The organism is Microcoleus sp. Pol12B5 (assembly GCF_036701335.1).
In the GTDB taxonomy this organism is placed as follows: Bacteria; Cyanobacteriota; Cyanobacteriia; order Cyanobacteriales; family Microcoleaceae; genus Microcoleus.
The window spans coordinates 181,549-199,503 of record NZ_JAUBQQ010000002.1 but is presented as its reverse complement, the minus strand read 5'-3'; the positions used below and the strand labels follow the sequence as shown (position 1 = coordinate 199,503).

Genomic DNA, 17,955 nt, shown 5'->3' with positions numbered 1-17,955 from the left:
CTTCCTTTACAATCATGACTTAATTCCGATTTGTGGTATATTTTCTGGGCGCGGGGATTTTGTAGGACAATGTTCGATATGAAACGTTTAAAATTAAAATCAATGCTGGCGGCGGCGATCGCGATCGCCCTTTGTTTAATTGCGATCGCCAGCTACGCCCAAGCCAACAAGACTTTAACACTGGCGACTTCCCCAGACTACCCGCCCTATGAATTTAAAGATACGGCTGTTAGCGGCAACGAAATCATCGGTTTTGACATCGATATTGCCAAATATATTACTAAAAAATTAGGCTACGAACTGAAAGTAGTTGGCATGGATTTTAACGGCTTAATTCCCGCTTTGCAGGCGGGAAGAGCCGATTTTGTGATGGCTGGAATGACTCCCACAGCAGAAAGGAAAAAAAATGTTGATTTTTCTGACCTTTACTACGAAGCTCAAAATACAATTGTCGCCAATAAAGGCAGCAATTTGACCAAAGCTGAAGATTTAGGCGGGAAAAAAGTAGGCGTTCAACTCGGAAGCATTCAGCAGGAAGCTGTGAAAAAAATGCCCGGTGTGCAACTGGCTGCTCTCAATAGGATTCCTGACATCATTCAAGAAATTAAATCGAACCGCATCGCCGCAGGAGTCATCGAGGATACTGTCGCTACGGGTTATGCCGCAGCGAACCCGGACTTGGAATTTAACACAATTCCGAATACTGAAGAAAGCGGTTCGGCGATCGCCTTTCCGAAAGGTTCGAGATTAGTTCCAGAATTCAACCGAGTCCTCCAGCAAATGAAAGCCAGCGGTCAAATTAAGGAACTAGCTACTAAGTGGTTTTCTCGACCAATTCCCCAAGAAGCTACTCAAGCAAATCAGCCTGCGGTAGCGTCCAAGTTCGGGTTAGATTTTGGCAAAATCTTGCCGAGTTTGCCTTATATTTTGTCCGGGATTTGGGTAACGCTAACTTTTACCTTGCTGTCGGCATTTCTCGGATTTATCTGGGGAATCGTGCTGTCTCTGTTTAAGATTTCTAGCATTAAACCGCTGTTCTGGTTTGGCACTGCTTACACCTCAATTTTTCGAGGAACACCGCTAATTTTGCAGTTGACGTTAGTTTATTTTGCAACGCCGCAGCTTACGGGCTATAATATATCGGCGCTGCAAGCTGGCGTGATTACTTTTTTCCTGAATTCTGGGGCTTATATTTCCGAAACAATCCGCGCCGGAATTCAAGCCGTAGATAAAGGTCAAAAAGAAGCCGCAGAATCCCTTGGCGTTCCCTACAAACTGATGATGGGCGATATTATCTTGCCGCAAGCGTTGAAAAACATCTTGCCTGCATTGGTGAATGAAAGTATTGCTTTGCTGAAGGATTCAGCTTTAGTTTCAGTAATTGGCGTAGAAGACTTGCTGCGCCGCGCTACAATTGTGGGAGCAGAAAAATATATTTACTTTGAACCTTTGATATTTGTCGGCGCAATTTATTATTTGATGGTACTTAGTTTAACTTGGGGGGCCAATGTACTCGAACGCAGACTCCAAAGTAGCAGTTAAGGTCGATCGCCTGTATAAATCTTTTGGCAATCTGAAGGTTTTGCGCGAGATAACTACTGAGATTCATAAAGGAGAAGTGATTGCCATTATCGGCCCTTCGGGGTGCGGCAAGTCTACTTTTTTGCGGTGTTTAAATTTACTGGAAATTCCGACTTCGGGACACATATACATTGACGGGGTGGATATTACTCTGCCGAAGACAGATATTCTGAAAATCCGCCAGAAAGTGGGGATGGTTTTTCAGCATTTCCACTTGTTCCCCCACATGACTGTGCTGCAAAATGTGATGTATGCGCCTGTCAAGGTGAAGCAGGTGGCTAAGGATGAGGCGCGTCTCAAGGGGTTAGAATTGCTGGAAAAAGTGGGTTTGTCAGATAAGGCCGAGGTTTATCCTTCTAAGCTTTCGGGGGGACAAAAACAGCGGGTGGCGATCGCCCGCTGTTTGGCTATGGAAGCGGAAATTTTGTTGATGGACGAACCGACTTCTGCACTCGATCCAGAAATGGTTAAAGAAGTGTTAGATGTAATGAAAGCTTTGACTAAAACCGGAATTACAATGGCAATTGTAACTCACGAAATGGGTTTTGCGCGGGAAGTCGCCCACCGGATATTGTTTCTCGATGGCGGAAAGGTGGCGGAAGATGTGCCGCCGCAGGAGTTTTTTAGTAACCCGAAGTGCGATCGCGCCAAGCAATTTCTGGAAAAAATGCTTTAATCTGATATCGCATCCGCAATTAAATAGGTTTGTTGTTCGATCGCACATAATCGGAGGTTTTCAGCCGGGACTTACGGTGAAACAATTAAATTCACCTTTTTTAGCTGTTTTTTTTAACTGTGCCGATCGCGCTGGCGATCGATCTTTGCCAAAGCAGCACCCGAAACATCCGCCAGAATGCTAATTATCCGATACAAAGCCACCGCACCCAGAATTATACCCGTAGAAAAGCGATCGGAAAGCAGGGCGATCGCCGTTGCTTCAAATACTCCCATTCCCCCCGGTGCACCCGGTACGACTAAACCGACAACAAACGCAAAACAAAAAGCACCGAACAAGTTGGGAATATTGCTGAAGTTCACCGGAGTTAAAACCATTACCGTTAGCAAAAAACCGCAGCCCCGCAATCCGATAAAACATATTTGTCCGATTAACGGCACTAAAGGATAGCGTTTAATTGGCAAATTAATGTGGCGGCGGGGCTTGACATTCGATGTTTTTTTAGCTATATTTGAGGTAGACTCTGCACGAAAAATCAGTTCCTCGCCTGCAGCCTCCCCAGCCTGGGAATTTTCCCCATTATTCTTTGATAACTTCAACCGCTCTACAAAGAGAACGATCGGATTTAAAATGCGGGGATGAATCGCCGTTAAAATAGCAGCACAACCGACAATCCGCAAAAACCAATTGAATTTTTCAAAACAAATCAACCCAATCAAAACGCCCGCAGAAGCCATCAGCAGCGGTTCCAGCAACACGCTGAGAGTAGCAGCTTTCGGGAAAATGCCGGCTTTTTTGGCGTCCAATATTCTACCCCAAAAATGCCAAATATTTCCTGGCAAATACTTGGCAATATTAGTTTTGAGAAAAACTTGAATCGCCCAGGCCGCAGTTACAGGTTGGCGGAATTCCCGCAAAATCAACATCCACACCCAGCCGACAAAAATTAGAGAAAGTAAAGTGACGCCGAGGGCGATCGCCAGTAACGGAAAACTTTCGGCTCGAATTTGGATATTCGCGACTTCTCGCCAGTGAGTTAAAAAAGCTTTGGCAATAAATAAAAACGTCCCGCCCAAAATCAAATAGCGCAAATAAGGCTTTAAATGCGACTTGGCGATGTTGAAAAAATTTTGAATTCGATGCAAGTGTTGTTTTCCCATTTTCTGATCCCGATTTTGAATTTGGGATTAAGTTATACTGTTTTAGATTTTACATTTTAGAGGTGCTAAGGCGGAATTGTGGTTGATTTACACGGAATGATATGACGGAAGAAATTTGTTTAACCTAACCTATGCAGGCCTCTACAGACTGTGCGTAATGCCCGCCTTACAGACTATTTAGGGCGTTCTTAACCACAAACTTAAATTTAAAATCTAAAATTTAGATCGATATACCTCACTAGGAGTACATTTCTATGCCCGGCCCGAGCCCTGACGGTCTTTCCTATCTTTTAGATGATAGCCCCAATAGTTTCGCCTTGACTCCGGGCTTTTTGACTCCTTATCCTAACGGATTTTTTGCCCTCGGCGGCAACGATTTTATTGTCGGTTCGTCGGATGCCGAGATAATTAGCGGTGATAATGGTAACGATCGCATTCTCGGCGGCAGCAATTCCGATACGCTGTTAGGGGGCGCAGACAACGATTTGCTTAACGGCGGTGTCAGCAGCGACATCCTGTTTGGCGATGCCGGCAGCGATACCTTGCAGGGAGGTAAGGGAGATGACGTGATCAACGGTGACTCTGGCAGCGACGTTTTAGTGGGCGATGGGGGTAAAGATACGCTGACAGGGGGTTTGGGCCCAGATACCTTTGTCCTCCGCAGCGACTCCGCAGTCTCCGATCCGGCTGCTGCAGACGTGATTACTGACTTTAACAGTTTTGTGGATTCGATCGGACTGACTGACAATCTTACCGAAGCTGACTTGATTCTCGAAGAAATATCGATCGCCCCCGGTATTTCCAATACATTAATTAAAATTCGCCAATCCAATGCTATTTTAGGCTTGGTAGCCAACGCATCTCCACAAGACCTCGCCGATACATTCATCTCTGCAACTACCGTATTGGGCAACCAACTGGATCAAGCTCGCGATTTAGGCGTTTTGGGTGGCACTCAAACGATCGCAGACTCGGTTAGCAACGCCCGGCCAGACGGCCTTTACCGCTTTACTTTGCCTGCAACTAGCGACTTTAAATTAACTGTCAGCGGTTTGACGGCAGATGTTGACGTTGCTCTAATTAAAGATCTTAACGGCGACAATTCTATTGACTTCACCGATATTATTGCTTCTTCTCAACAACCGAATTTATCGCCGGAGTCGATCGACATCAACGGTTTAGCCGCAGGAACTTACTTTGTCCGAGTTTATCAATACCAAGGCAGTACAAATTTTTCCCTAAATCTGGCTGCAACTCCTGCAACTGTTTCTCCTAACAATCCGAGCAACTTGCAAGGTTTTGACTCTCGTTTTGGGTTCGGTTTGGTGAATGCAGCGGCGGCAGTTGCTAAAGCTCAAGATACTGCAACTTTTCCTGATGTTCCCGACTTGGGCGGCGAGGATTGGGGCAGAGATTTAATTAAATCTCCAGAAGTTTGGGCCCAAGGCTTGACTGGAGACGGAATTGTGGTGGCAGTTATCGACAGCGGAGTTGACTACAATCACCCGGATTTGATCGGGAATATTTGGAGCAATGTGGGGGAAACCGGTGTTGATGCGATCGGTCGCAATAAAGCTAGCAACGGAGTTGATGATGATGGCAATGGCTTTGTTGACGATTTCCGGGGATGGGATTTTGTCAACAATGATAATGACCCGATGGATGATAACAATCACGGCACTCATATCTCAGGTTTAGTTGCTGCGAAAAAAGATGGGGTTGGGATTACTGGAACTGCTCCAACTGCGAAGATTATGCCTTTAAAAATACTCGATAGGGCCGGGGTGGGTAAAATTCGGGATGAAATTAATGCCATTAATTATGCGGTGGCAAATGGAGCAAAGATTATTAATGTGAGTTTGGGTGGCCTACAGTTGAATATTCAAGAATTGGATGCGATTCGAGCGGCTGAAGCTCAAGGCGTGATCGTGATTTCGGCGGCGGGAAATGATGCTCGCCCACAAGCAGATTATCCGGCTCGGTTTGCCAATGAGGTAGGAATTGCTGTCGGTGGTGTTACCCGAAATGGCTTGTTTGCGAATTATTCTAACCGGGCGGGTGCGGAGACAATTAATTACTTTGTTGCTGCAGGCGGCGACGCTGGCACGGCGGATTCTGGTGACATTTATTCAACTGTACCACTTTCTCAACCGGGGATTCCTTATCGATATTTTGCGGGTACTTCAATGGCAGTGCCACAAGTATCCGGGGTGATAGCTTTGATGTTGCAAGCTAATCCGAATCTGACTCCTGCTGATATTAAGAGGATTCTTGCGGAAACTGCGAATCGAGGGGTTTGAATTGGATTTGGTGCGATCGCGATCTACAATCCTCAATCTTCTACCAATTATTAAAAGCAAACCGTGGGGACAGGGCAATGCCGTGTCCGAGTCCCCGCGCCGGACATGACATTACCCTGTCCTTACAGACGCTTCCGTACAATCAATCTGTATCACTACTTTTCAGAATGGGTATTAAAAATTGGCGGCGTAAGTTAAGTCAAATTGGCGGAACAGAGTGATGCAGCAGTAGCTTGGTCGATCGAATACTAACTCGTAATTCATCTGGCCGTCTATTTTGGTGATCGGCTGCTTTAAAGGGATGCCCTGAATGTCGTATTGGCGGCGTTCTAAGGCACTCCAGTCAATAATTTTGAAGTCGATTTGGTTCTGTAACTCACTTGCGATGAGATATAGGTGCATCTTGTCTTGAACTTTCCCAGTCAAGGGAAGTTTTATTAACACTGACTGGGTGACGAGGGGTTTTTGGTCGTTGGGATGCTTCTGGGTGTGGCAGTTTTTGAATTCTATATCGTAAGGTTCTACCTTGAATTTCTCTCCACTGGCGATCGCAGATGAGTGCAAATCTTTCAGGCACTTTTCAAGGTGAGGAATCAGCCCTAAGTCTGGATCACACAGCAGTTTACGAATGTTGGAAGTTTCCGTGACTGTCATTTGAGATTTTTGATGTTATTTTTTTATTCTTAACTTCTAGCTTACCACGAAAAGCCAACCTATCGAACTCTACTTGCGACATACTTCCACAAATGCCGTTTATAGGCAGATTTCGCAGTGAATAAGACATTTATTTTTGGGCAGCAAACCCGTGTTTTTTGCTTAATGTTTTAGATTATTTTTTGGTAATTTTCCACAGATTAAGCTCAACATTAGTGCCAGCCGGATCTATTTGATAGTTTTGTTGCTGAATTGCCGATCGCAAAGTAGAGGAAGGTCTGTATAAAAACAGCTCACTGAAACCGCTGGGAATTTGCGGGGGTTGGGGTTTTTTCTTTGCCAATTCTCGATTTTTGTAGCAAGCTGTGTAACAGCGGGGTTCTATTAGCAGTTTGACTTTTGGTTCTAGGTAATAACTTAAAGGCATGATATATGCGATATTGGCATCGCTGATAATTAGGGGATTGCTGGCTTGATTGACAGTCCCAGCTACTTCCAAAGCACCCAACCAACCGCTGCCTTTATTCCACCAAATATCTGCTTGAGAACTAACTCCACCGGATATAATACCTGCGAAAAAGACTGCAAATATAACTATTCTCCACAGTTTTTGCTGTTTGAAGTTCTCCAAATTGTTACTAATTTTCGTAGACAGCAGGTAAGCCACTGCTAGCTGAATTCCCACATAACAAGGAACTAAATATCGCGGATTTGCCGATCGCCTTCCACCCTTAATTATATCAGGTACTGCTAAAAAAAAAGCAGTTGTTGCAATTAATAACAATACAATCAACCACACTCGCTTTGGTGTTTGTCGGCATAGATAATAAATGGCATAGCCGACTAAAGCTAGAAGCATGATACCAACTGGAATTAGCAAGGCAAATTGTGTGGCGTTGGCGGTTCCATCAATGCCAATATCAAAAAATGCTATGCTTACGGAACCAACCCACCTGCTGACTAATCTTAAGTAATTTGTTTGTTCTGCCCATGCTGTTGTGCTTCTAACTTGATTGAAGTTTTCTACAGTATTTACCAGGGAAGGCATGAAGCCGATCAAAGCGATTAAAGATGCGACATAATAGGAAATGAATGTTTTCACATCGCGCCAGTTGGCAATAACTGCGACGTAAATTGCGTGGGCGGCAGCGACGCAGACAAATAACAAATGGGTGTAGAATCCCAGTGTTGCTGTGCCTGCATAAAGCGCCCAGGAAAGAACGAGGGGGACAGCATTTTGATTTTGGTCAGAGCGCATTGCTCGCAGCAAGGCTGCACTGGATAAAATAGTAGTTAATGTCCACAAACTGTACTGTCTTGCTTCTTGGGCAAATAGGATGTGGTAGGGAGAAATTGCAAAAATTGCGATCGCGATCCACGCTACTGCTGAAGATTCAAATAACTCCCAAGCCAGCCAATAAATTGCGGGAAATACTAGCAGGCTAATCACGGCGGCCAAACTTCTCATTGCTGCAACGGAACTGCCGAACCATTGCGCCCAATATCGCGCTAGTACGTAATACAGAGGGGGGTGTTGGGGGTCTTCTGTTGCTAAAGAATTCAGGGTATCCCTTAAAGTATTTTCGGAATTTATCTGCTGATATTTTTGTAAATCCGCAGGCGAGGTTATTTTCTGGTACGAAATTTCTTTGATTATTTCGACTTCGGTGTAGCCCGAAACTCTCAAAGAAGTATATGTTTCGTCGATCCAGTAAAATTTGCGATCGAGATTGGCGAAGCGAAATAAAATACCGATGACTAATACAGCGATTATCAGAAAACCCACCCAGTTTCGGGGAACATAAAAACGCATTTTTTAAACCCAACTTCATTTTTTTCGCACTTTTCTCAAAATTATATCTTGATTTTGGGCATCGTAAATATTTTGGATTTGATAACGAGTATTTTTTTCTATTTCATTTTTTAATTGTGGGGAAATATCGTATAAAAAAATCTCATTAAATTTTAGGGGAATTTCAACACTTTTAGGCGGCAATACTAAAAAATTAGCTTGGGAATTGATTAAGTTACTCAAACCCAGTAAATTGCCGATCATATTTACCTTATACTCCCACAAGTCTGTGATGAGTAATGGCCGAGAAGCTGAGTTGATTGTGCGGGCGATCGGGGTGTTGATATAAGAGGGGCCTTTATTTTCCCAAGAGTCTGCTGGCAAATAGATGCAGCCGGATATAATTCCAATAGAGAGCAAAGCAGCCAGAGCGAGCCTCCACAGCTTTTGCCACTGCATTGTAACTTGAGGAGATGTCATTTTTACCGCCAAAAAATAGGCAACAGCTATCTGCATTCCTAAATAACAGGGAATCAGGTAGCGGCTGTAGATCGATCGCCTTCCGCCAAAGATTAAATCCGCTGGCAGGAAAATGGCTAATGTCACGCACGTTAATGTCATAACAAACAACCAAACACGTCTATCTGTCTGACTCAGCAGCAAATAAAAAGAAGAGCCGACAATTATTAAAATGATTAACATAACTGGGATACTTAATAGGAAATATACTCGCGGTAAATCAGAGTACAATCCCACATCAAAAAATTGCCTAATAATATTGAGTACCGACTGTTTAACTAAGTGTGAAAGGGGAATCTTAAAAGACTGCCATGCTGTTCTTTGACTGGCATTTTGCGAATTTATCAATAAAACTACCGTCCAAGGAGAGAAGGCAATAAATCCTGCGCTCGCTGCTAGGAGATAGCCAATTACAGTTTTATTGAAGCGCAGATTTTCCGAAATGGCTACATAGATTCCATGCCCTAGCACCCCCAGTGCAAATAATAGGTGAGAATAAAATCCCAGCGCTACTGTTGCCGCATAAATTGCCCAACTGCTGTTAGTTTTTAGCCGCATTCCCCGTAGCAAAGCAGCGCCAGACAGCAAAATCATTAATACAAACAAGCTGTAAGGTCGAGCTTCTTGAGCGTAAACTATTTGAAAAGGCGATACAGCTAGTAATAAAACTGCCAACCAAGCTGTCAGCGAGGCCTCACATAATTCTAAGCACAGCCAATACATACAAGGCAATGCGAGCAAACTAAAAACTGCCGACATACTTCTAGTTACAGCCACTGAATCGCCAAACATTTGCACCCAAAATCTAGTCGCGACAAAATACAGTGGAGTGATTTGAGCTTCTTCTAATGCTAATCCTTTTACGGTATCTACGACAGTTTTTTCTGAATTAATCCGCTGATACTTTTGTAAGTATTTAATGTTCCTAACTTGACCGTCAGCTACTTGCTGAATAAACTCAGATTCTGTATATCCCGAGAGCCGCAGGGAGGTGTAACTTTCATCTATCCAGTAAACTTTCTTTCCTAGGTTGGCGAAGCGAAAGAATATGCCGAGTACTAATACAACTATAATTAAAACTCTCATCCACTTGTCAAGTGAAGGATGGTGATAATTTAGCCGACTACCATTTTTTGTAGATTCCATTTTAAGTAAATCTAATTAGAACAACAGAATAGCCTAACCCCGATTTCTTGGAACCAAGATAGCATATACCCGACTTCTTAAAGAAGTCGGGTATCAAATCTTAATCAAACGAATTTGAGATTAATCATCTACTCCTTCAATCGGTGCAAAACCTTGCCGCTGAATATTTTCGGTTATGGTGCGGGGTTCGAGGAATTGCAGCAAATAATCCGGGCCACCCGCTTTAGAACCAACTCCCGAAAGTTTGAATCCTCCGAAGGGTTGCCGCGATACCACAGCGCCGGTGATTCCGCGATTGATGTACAGGTTTCCGACTTCAAAATCGGATGCGGCTCGATCGATATGCGAAGGCGTGCGAGAATACAATCCGCCGGTTAAAGCAAAATTCGTGCCGTTAGCAATAGCAATCGCTTCGCTGAAATTCTTTGCCCGAATCACAGACAAAACCGGGCCGAAAATTTCTTCTTGGGCGATAGTTGCTGTGGGCGATATTTCCGTAACAATGACTGGGCCGACAAAATAACCGGTTTCCGGTGCCGGCATTTCTAAAGCTATTTTAGCTTCGGCGCGGCCTTTTTCGATGTATTCGCGGATGCGGGAATGGGCATTTGCATCGATCACAGGGCCGACTTGAGTGCCGGGATTTTCTGCAGGGCCGACATTGAGCGATCGCGTCGCTTCTACCAATCTTGCCACAAAATTATCGTACACCGACTCGACCACAATTACTCGCGAACAAGCGGAACATTTTTGGCCGCTGTAGCCAAATGCCGAATAAACTACGCCTGCAACTGCTTGGTCTAAATCCGCACTTTCATCGACAATAATTGCATTCTTGCCGCCCATTTCAGCAATTACTCGTTTCAGGTGTTTTTGCCCCGGCTGCAAAATCGCAGCATCGGCATAAATCCGACAGCCAACTTCCTGAGAACCGGTGAAAGTAATCATGTGAACTTCAGGATGTTTCACCATGTAAGCGCCGACGGTTGAACCTTTGCAAGGCACGTATTGAAATACGCCTTTGGGGATTCCGGCTTCTAGCAAAATTTCTGTGATTTTTGCTGCAATTACTGAGGAAACTTCCGCAGGCTTGAGTAAAGTACAATTGCCTGCCACCAGCGATGCAACTGTCATGCCGACGGGAATTGCGAGGGGAAAATTCCAAGGCGAAATGATTAAAGAAATGCCGCGCGGCTGATAGGTGTAGCGGTTAGTTTCTCCGGGTATATCGTAATTTTTACCTTGTTCTAACCGTTCCATTTCGTCTGCGTAATAGCGGCAAAAATCAATAGCCTCGGAGACTTCGGCATCGCATTCTCTGACGGGTTTGCCGACTTCAAACACCATCCAAGCTGACAGTTCATGCCGCCGCTGTTCCATCAACTCTGCGGCTTTGCGGAGGACGCCTGCGCGCTGGCGGACGGGGGTTTTTCGCCAACTGGTGGAGGCTTCTTTTGCTGCTTCAAGGGCTTGTTTGGCTTGTTCTTCGGAAAGCAATCCGATGGTGCCGACTACTTCTGTGGGATTGGAAGGGTTGAGAGAGTTAACGGTTGCTTCGGTATTTTGGTACTCGCCATTGATTAGGGGTAAATAGGTTTTGCCTAAGTTGGCGCGCACTGATTTGATGGCTGTTTCTGCTTGTTGCCGCAATTTGGTATTGGCGTAGTCGGTATCGGCAACGTTGGGAAATACTTTGCTGTAAACTAGCTGGTCATTTCCGTTAGCAACGGGCGCGGCTAACAATTGTTCGATCGGCATTTCTTCGGAACTTTGCCGGATGAAAGAACTGTTAGCGGTATTTTCCAGCAAACGGCGGATCAAATAAGCCATTCCCGGCAGCAAATCGCCGTAGGGGCAGTAGACTCGGACGCGATAACCCCGATCGACCAAAAGCTTAGCCAATCTGTCGCCCATGCCGTACAGCACTTGCATTTCAAAGCGGCGGCGCGGTATATTGAGAGTTTCGGCAATGGCGATCGCCTTCGCTTGCGATCGTACATTATGACTGCCAATAGCTGCATACAAATATTCGTGATTTTCTAACAGCAACTGCGTCATCTGCTCGAAATTTGCATCCGTAGCAACTTTGTCATTGTAGACCGGCTGCGGCCAATCTTTCTGCATCGCTTTGATAGTTTCCTGATCCCAGTAAGCGCCTTTTACCAGCCGCACTGTTACTGGATTTCCGCGTTTTTTTACCCAGGAAATCAGGTTTCGCAAATCTTGGGCACTGTCGCGCAAATATGCTTGCAATGTAATTCCAATATCCGTGCGACTGCGAAACTCTTCCTCTAACAATAAGTCTTTGAGAATTGTCAGAGTTAAACTTTTGTAGGCATACTGTTCCATATCGAAATGAACGGCCGCTCCCAACTCCTTCGCGCGGCGCAGTAAAATGCGAATTCTCTCGCTTACTTTCTCCTCACTACCTTTAGCATCCAAAGGGTCAAACTGAGAATAAAAAGCTGTTAGCTTTACCGATACTTGCACTCGTGGCAGAGTTTCGCCGTCTGCTTTGTCAATTGCATCTACCTGCGGCCAATTCTTCGCTGCCTTCGCGAGTTCCTCCATCAATTCCAAATAGCGGTTAAGATAAATTTGCGCCTCAGTTTCAGTGATGACAGCTTCCCCCAAAAGGTCAACTGTAAAACCCATTTTATCTTTGCGAAGTCGCTCTAAAGTTTTAACTACCTGCTTGATATTTTCCCCAGAAATATACTTGTGCGCCAAAGTTTCCACCGCAGGCGCAACCGTCGTCGCAGCCAATTGTCCAGGAATCGAATCAGCGTTAGTAAAATTGAGCAATTTTTTCAAAGCTTCGGGCAATTCTACCTCTTCAGCGGTCAGGTATTCTTGCAGGTGGCGGGCAATTTCCGGCTTGCTGCGGAGTGCCGGCAAACAGTCAATAAATCGAAACAATTGCACCCGCAGTCCGGGGCTAGCCATCGCCCAATCCATTAGTTTGTCATCCCAGCGCATTTGGTCTTGCAGTTGACCGAAAAAAGATCGCTTTTTGTCTTGAGTTGCCTTCAGTATTTCTTTGGCAATTTCTTGGGTTTTTGCTTCGTAGATGCTTGGAGATATTTGTGCAACCATTGGTAATTAGTAATGGGTAATTTGTAATTGGCAACCAGGGCGGGTTTATGTATTGTGTAACTACCCCCTGATACAATTATAGTTGCTATTTGACTTCAATCTTAACTTGGTAGTTTGCTTGGCGATCGCCTGAAATTTCAATAGTATAATCGCCGCTACTAGCTAGTTGACCTTGCCACTGACCTGTGCTGTTAGCAGTACCTAAGTTTTCACCGTTAGGAGCAATAATTGCGGCGCTAACTTGACCTTCTTGAACATTAATTGTCATGCTTTGGCCGCTATTGCACTCCAGTAAGTAGCGCCTGGATATGTTGGCTCGCAAACTATTGCTCAGAGTAGTTCCCGTAGCACCAGCTTGAAAGTAAACTCGCTCGGTTACAGGGGTTTCAACCGCCGCGGGAGAAGGAGAAGGAGAAGGCAACGGCAACGGCGAGGGTGACGGCGAAGCAAGTTGCGGAACGCCAGACACAGAGGGTATTTGAGTGGGACGGGGCGACGGATAGATTGTGGCGGGCAGTCGAGTTCCAGGTGCTGGGGGAAGTCCGGGCCGGCGGTTGGCGGGCGCTGTTGCGACAGGCGGAGGGCTTTCGGGGAGGGGTACGTCAGCGGGCAGTTTGATTTGCAGGTTCGCTCTTTCCTGATACATTTTCCACGCTAGCAAACTGCCAAGACTAAGGACGGAACCGACTAACATTCCGCTGAGAAAAACTGCTAATATTTGCCACGAGCGAGCTGGTTTTGGTTCAGGGTTGGCAGTTGGAATTGTTGGAGGCGGATAACTTGCAAGTGGAGTTGTTTCCGGCGCGATATCGGCGCCAAGGGGAATTGTTTCGGCTTCGTGGATGAGGGTTGAAATATCTTCTGGCGCGACAATTTCTGCGGGAGTTTCTACTGATGCTGAAGGTGCATCGGCACTGGCAATTTCACTGCGATCGAACTCATCGCTGGTAGGAGAAATTGTTTCTGGTTGCTGAGTCAAAACTTGTTTTTTTTCCTGTTCGTCGCTCATGGGGCTAAATTTATTTTACAAAGACCGCTTTTAGACATTTTACGTTACTGGTGCGATCGCCTGCACAGCATCCATACGGCACGGCTATTAACAAAATGCCGTCCGTGTCTATCTAGAAATCTATCTGCTGGGGCGATCGCAATTTACCAACTTTCGGTAAATATTGAGCACAAATTGCGCTCGCAAATTACTACAGAACTCAATTATTAGGCAAAGACTGCCAAAAAGGCCGGTCTTCTGGCTTCCTCACAGTATTCGTCGCCGACTGCACGTTTCCTTTCAATTCTTGATAATACCTGTCATCCAGAAAACTAACGCTGACGCCAGCAGGAAGCAGCAGTTGGCGCAATCTTTCCTGAGTGTAATCTACCCCGTCAATCATTGGCCCGCGCGGATTTGAAACTAACAACTTGCCGTTAACTGGCACCGAATTGACCATATTCGGCCACCAAGCATAACCGCTGTAGCCAAACATCACTGGAACTTGAACAATTTGGTCGTCTCCGAGTAAGAACTCTCTTTTCAACTTCTCTATAATCGGATTAAGTTTCTGATTTTGCAAATAGAGATTGTGTTGAATTAAAGCACGGTTTTTCAAGGCGGTGCTGACAGTTGTTTGAGTGCTCAAACCACGATTGATCGCCACATCGCCGTAACCTCTTCCCTCCAATTCTTCCAACAGCTTAACTCCGGCTTCGGGACTGGCGATCGCCATTACATATTGTCCGGGAGTTTGAGTGGGAATAAAATTGATAATTTCATCGACTTGGCGAGTCAAAAGCCAAGAAGTATCAATATCCACTGGCGGCCCTTGAATTCTCTGAGCTTGAATAAAATCAAGTACCTCTGGATTAAAACTAGAATTTCCCGAATTCCCGTAATAAACTCGACCCATTGGGTGTCCGGGAATCGGCGGTGTTACCTGCAAATTGCCGTATCCGTCGGACCACTGACTTACAGGGTCTAAAGAACGAGGATTGCCAATTTTCACTACTTTCAAATCCCGGTCTTGAGTTGATTTAACAGGGGGGTTTTTCTCTGGCTCGCTATTGCTTTTGAGGGCTACATTAAAAAGGCGTATTTCGGATTGTTCTGGCAATTGAACGTAGCCGTTTTTCTGGGTATCTTGCATCCAAGTGCGATCGCCCTGGAGAATTTTTACTTTGGCGCCCGTGGGTTCTACTGCTTGTTTTAGTTGCGAGATAAATTCGCTGTTGACTGCGCCTCTGTCGCTGACCTGAACTTCGGTTACTGGTGCTGTATTGGGCGCTATTATCCAAGGACTAACGCCCATTTGAATTGTTGTGGAGGCGATTTCTTGACCGTTGTTTTGGGCAGTTGCTTTGAGATTAACAGTGCCGTTCCAATTGCGATCAGCAAATTGTTTTGCTTCGACACCTAAAACAATATTCGTGCTGAAAACTAGAGGTTGAGCACCGGATATATCTACAGGTTGCCAGCCCTCGCCCGTCTTCTGAAAAACGCTGATGTGAGGGCTGGCAATGCTGTCAGCCGTGATAAATAACTGAGAGGTTTTGAAGTTTTCAGACAGGTTTAAGTTAACTTGAGAAAGCATTGCTGCACGGCGGGGAGCGCTAACTTTGGTTTGTTTCCAAGTCGGTATCTTACCGCCATCGTTATTGCGATCGTTAAATAAAATTAGCGCGCCCTTGGACAAAGACCATTGTTCTTTTCCAGCTTCGTCTTGCTCGTTAATTTGGCCATCTCTGTTGGTATCTCCCGCAAAGAAAAAGTTCGGCGGCGACGCGGCGGGTGTAACTGGGGTGGGAGTTGGTGTTGCAGTTGATTCAGGAGTTGGTTGAGAAGTTGCTTGCTGATTTTGATTTCTCTCTAACTCTTGTCTTTCAAGTTCTTGTCGGGCTAATTCTTGTCTGGCTAACTCTTGCCTTTCAAGTTCTTGTCTAGCTAACTCTTGCTTTTCAAGTTCTTGTCTTTCCAGTTCTTTCCTGGCTGCTTCTTGCCTTTCAAGTTCTTGTCTAGCTAACTCTTGCCTTTGGAATTCTTGCCTTTCAAGTTCTTTACGGGCTAATTCTTGCTTTTCAAACTCTTGCCTTTCTAGTTCTTTACGGGCTAATTCTTGCCTTTCAAGCTCTTTACGGGCTAATTCTTGCTTCTCAAACTCTTGCCTTTCTAGTTCTTTTCTAGCCCGGTCTTTTTTCTCTTGCTCTTTTCTCTCTATTTCTCGACGAGCAAATTCTTTTTTCTCTTGCTCTTTGCGAGCTCGCTCTCTTATCTCTTCTTCCTCGGCTCTAATTTTCTCAACTGAACGTGCAACTTGCATTTCATAGGTAGCGACACTGAGGTTTCCTTGATATTCGATGGTTTTGTCGATCGCCCCATCGGCCAAAAAAGAATCGTGAGGAATGAGTCGCAGCGTATTGATAGCAATTTGCCACAGGCGTTGCGACTGTTCCCAAGTAGCAGAAGAAGGATTAGAAGTGCGTCCAATTAAGACTGCTTGGGCGGCAAATTTAGCAGCCTCGTCCCAATTATATTTGGCTCTTTCTTCTATTTGAATCTGACTTTGAACGTTTTCGAGTTGCTGCGTCAGAGTTTGGGATTGCTGGCGGTGGATTGCTGATTTCCAAAGTTCAGCAGGAAACGGGGCGCTGTCGGGATTTTTGGCAAGGTTATCTAATTGTACTTTCAGGCGATCGCGCAATTTGTAGAGTTCGGAAAGGGATTGCGGATTTGCGCCCTCTGACTGTCGCCCGGAGAGTGCGAGTTGGTAGTTTAGGGAAGGTTGAGCCACTGTTGTGGGGACTGCAACCCAAATAATACCGATGACGACACCGAAACCATTGACGATCGCGATCGCAATATATCGAACCCAGCGCATATAGTTTATCCTCAGACACGCCAATAATTTTACCTAATATTGGGAGCAATTGGGGATTTAATTATAGGGTTTTTGGGGCGGGAAGGGCGATCGGCTTTTTTTCATGTCGAAGGACGGTTAACTCGAATCAATTTACCGTTCAAAGTATCGATCGCAGAAATAGCCTCATTAATTCGGGTCGCCTGTCTTTCCCAGTTGCTATCTTGAGTACAAATGATAATACCAGCATGGTTGGGTTGTGAGCGATGCAGTCGAATGAAATCCCCTCGATTGAGAGTCAAAACTGCTCGCTCATTACTCACTGCAAAAGCCAATACATCCTCATCAGGAATTCCTAATCCTGCGTTTCCGGCTTCTTGAACTGTTAATACATCGTGACCTAAAGGTCGAAGAAACTCAACTACTGGCAACGGATACTGTTCGTCTGCATAAAGTCGCGCCATGTTTTAGGCTTCCTCATTTTCTCTAATTGCTTGTTCAATTTCTTCTGGGTAAGCATCAGCATAAGCCCAAGCATTGACTAAATCAGCCGCAGTCAAATGGGGATAGCACTTAAAAAGTTCCGCATCGCTGCATCCGAGACGGCGATAACCCACCAGTACCCAAACTTGTATGCGAGTATTGCCGACACAGGCATCCCCTCCACAGACACCGGGAGTCTTTTTAATGCCTAAAGAACCGTTGGTTAAATTTTGAGTTAGGATACTGATTAGTTTAGCTTTATCAGCGAGATTTAAGGTTAAGACTTGAGTTTCTAATTCTTGTATAGTCATAAGTGCGATCGCTCGGATTTGATATTAGTTAGATTATAGCAAATTCGCGCCATGTTTTAGGCTTCCCCGTTTCTAGCGATCGCAGCTTCAATTTCCTCTGGGTGGGCCTCAGCATAAGCCCAAGCATTCGCCAAATCTGCTGCACTCAAATGAGGAAAGTCTTGCAAAATCCGCACATCACTTGCACCCAGAATGCGATAATTTACCAGCGACCAAATAGGTATGCGAGTCTTGGCAATTCTAGCATCCCCACCACACACGCCGGGAGTTTTTTCGATTCCTTGCCAAGTATTGCTTAAACTTTGAACTAATAGCTGTATTGCCTGAGTTTTTTCAGCGGGAGTTAAGGCAAGGAGTTGTTTTTCTAATTCTTTCAGTGTCATTTTTTA

General features: G+C 45.2%; 13 protein-coding genes. 3 read left to right on the top strand and 10 right to left on the bottom strand.

Features of this window, described 5'->3' with window-relative positions; genetic code table 11:
• The first annotated feature begins 78 nt into the window (after positions 1-78).
• Positions 79-1,542 carry an ABC transporter substrate-binding protein/permease gene (locus QUA24_RS02140; protein ID WP_333226835.1) on the top strand — a complete coding sequence of 488 codons (1,464 nt, stop codon included), beginning with the start codon at positions 79-81 and terminating at the stop codon, positions 1,540-1,542.
• A complete protein-coding gene (locus QUA24_RS02135; protein ID WP_333226834.1) occupies positions 1,508-2,257 on the top strand; it encodes an amino acid ABC transporter ATP-binding protein in 750 nt (249 codons plus the stop codon). The genes QUA24_RS02140 and QUA24_RS02135 overlap by 35 nt, the downstream gene beginning before the upstream one ends.
• 113 nt (positions 2,258-2,370) lie before the next feature.
• Here the strand turns inward: QUA24_RS02135 and QUA24_RS02130 are convergent, their stop codons facing one another.
• The gene (locus QUA24_RS02130; protein ID WP_333226832.1) at positions 2,371-3,417 is read right to left on the bottom strand and encodes a lysylphosphatidylglycerol synthase domain-containing protein; all 1,047 of its coding nucleotides are present in this window, start codon (positions 3,415-3,417) and stop codon (positions 2,371-2,373) included.
• A 254-nt stretch (positions 3,418-3,671) separates the two neighbouring features.
• Here QUA24_RS02130 and QUA24_RS02125 point away from each other — a divergent pair, with 254 nt between their 5' ends.
• A complete protein-coding gene (locus tag QUA24_RS02125; RefSeq protein WP_333226830.1) occupies positions 3,672-5,717 on the top strand; it encodes a S8 family serine peptidase in 2,046 nt (681 codons plus the stop codon).
• Positions 5,718-5,891: 174 nt separating this feature from the next.
• On the opposite strand, the gene QUA24_RS02120 is transcribed toward QUA24_RS02125, so the two are convergent.
• The 9 genes from QUA24_RS02120 to QUA24_RS02080 all read right to left on the bottom strand — a co-directional run bounded on the left by QUA24_RS02120 (position 5,892) and on the right by QUA24_RS02080 (position 17,949).
• Positions 5,892-6,371 (bottom strand): hypothetical protein, encoded by a 480-nt coding sequence (locus QUA24_RS02120; protein WP_333226828.1) that lies wholly within the window; start codon positions 6,369-6,371, stop codon positions 5,892-5,894.
• Between the two features lie 175 nt (positions 6,372-6,546).
• On the bottom strand, positions 6,547-8,157 hold the full coding sequence (locus QUA24_RS02115; RefSeq protein WP_333226826.1) for a glycosyltransferase family 39 protein: 1,611 nt from the start codon (positions 8,155-8,157) through the stop codon (positions 6,547-6,549).
• A gap of 42 nt (positions 8,158-8,199) precedes the next feature.
• Complete coding sequence (locus tag QUA24_RS02110) at positions 8,200-9,828, bottom strand: glycosyltransferase family 39 protein (protein ID WP_333226824.1); 1,629 nt, start codon at positions 9,826-9,828, stop codon at positions 8,200-8,202.
• A gap of 120 nt (positions 9,829-9,948) precedes the next feature.
• Entirely contained in the window at positions 9,949-12,924 is a 2,976-nt protein-coding gene (gene pruA, locus QUA24_RS02105) for an L-glutamate gamma-semialdehyde dehydrogenase (protein ID WP_333226822.1), read from the bottom strand.
• 85 nt (positions 12,925-13,009) lie between these two features.
• Positions 13,010-13,933, bottom strand: a complete 924-nt coding sequence (locus tag QUA24_RS02100) for a hypothetical protein (protein ID WP_333226820.1) — start codon at positions 13,931-13,933, stop codon at positions 13,010-13,012.
• Positions 13,934-14,132: 199 nt separating this feature from the next.
• Complete coding sequence (locus QUA24_RS02095; RefSeq protein ID WP_333226818.1) at positions 14,133-16,793, bottom strand: protein-arginine deiminase family protein; 2,661 nt, start codon at positions 16,791-16,793, stop codon at positions 14,133-14,135.
• A 101-nt stretch (positions 16,794-16,894) separates the two neighbouring features.
• Positions 16,895-17,236 (bottom strand): DUF5615 family PIN-like protein, encoded by a 342-nt coding sequence (locus tag QUA24_RS02090; RefSeq protein WP_333163649.1) that lies wholly within the window; start codon positions 17,234-17,236, stop codon positions 16,895-16,897.
• A gap of 3 nt (positions 17,237-17,239) precedes the next feature.
• Positions 17,240-17,566, bottom strand: coding sequence for a DUF433 domain-containing protein (locus tag QUA24_RS02085; RefSeq protein ID WP_333226816.1), 327 nt, complete (start codon positions 17,564-17,566; stop codon positions 17,240-17,242).
• Between the two features lie 56 nt (positions 17,567-17,622).
• Positions 17,623-17,949, bottom strand: a complete 327-nt coding sequence (locus QUA24_RS02080; protein ID WP_333226814.1) for a DUF433 domain-containing protein — start codon at positions 17,947-17,949, stop codon at positions 17,623-17,625.
• Positions 17,950-17,955: the final 6 nt, after the last annotated feature.

Coding starts and splice junctions, on each gene's coding strand:
- QUA24_RS02135 (WP_333226834.1), top strand. CDS start 1,508: ATGTACTCGAACGCAGACTCCAAAGTAGCAGTTAAGGTCGATCGCCTG.
- QUA24_RS02120 (WP_333226828.1), bottom strand. CDS start 6,371: ATGACAGTCACGGAAACTTCCAACATTCGTAAACTGCTGTGTGATCCA.
- QUA24_RS02140 (WP_333226835.1), top strand. CDS start 79: ATGAAACGTTTAAAATTAAAATCAATGCTGGCGGCGGCGATCGCGATC.
- QUA24_RS02095 (WP_333226818.1), bottom strand. CDS start 16,793: ATGCGCTGGGTTCGATATATTGCGATCGCGATCGTCAATGGTTTCGGT.
- QUA24_RS02090 (WP_333163649.1), bottom strand. CDS start 17,236: ATGGCGCGACTTTATGCAGACGAACAGTATCCGTTGCCAGTAGTTGAG.
- QUA24_RS02080 (WP_333226814.1), bottom strand. CDS start 17,949: ATGACACTGAAAGAATTAGAAAAACAACTCCTTGCCTTAACTCCCGCT.
- QUA24_RS02110 (WP_333226824.1), bottom strand. CDS start 9,828: ATGGAATCTACAAAAAATGGTAGTCGGCTAAATTATCACCATCCTTCA.
- QUA24_RS02130 (WP_333226832.1), bottom strand. CDS start 3,417: ATGGGAAAACAACACTTGCATCGAATTCAAAATTTTTTCAACATCGCC.
- QUA24_RS02125 (WP_333226830.1), top strand. CDS start 3,672: ATGCCCGGCCCGAGCCCTGACGGTCTTTCCTATCTTTTAGATGATAGC.
- QUA24_RS02100 (WP_333226820.1), bottom strand. CDS start 13,933: ATGAGCGACGAACAGGAAAAAAAACAAGTTTTGACTCAGCAACCAGAA.
- pruA (WP_333226822.1), bottom strand. CDS start 12,924: ATGGTTGCACAAATATCTCCAAGCATCTACGAAGCAAAAACCCAAGAA.
- QUA24_RS02085 (WP_333226816.1), bottom strand. CDS start 17,566: ATGACTATACAAGAATTAGAAACTCAAGTCTTAACCTTAAATCTCGCT.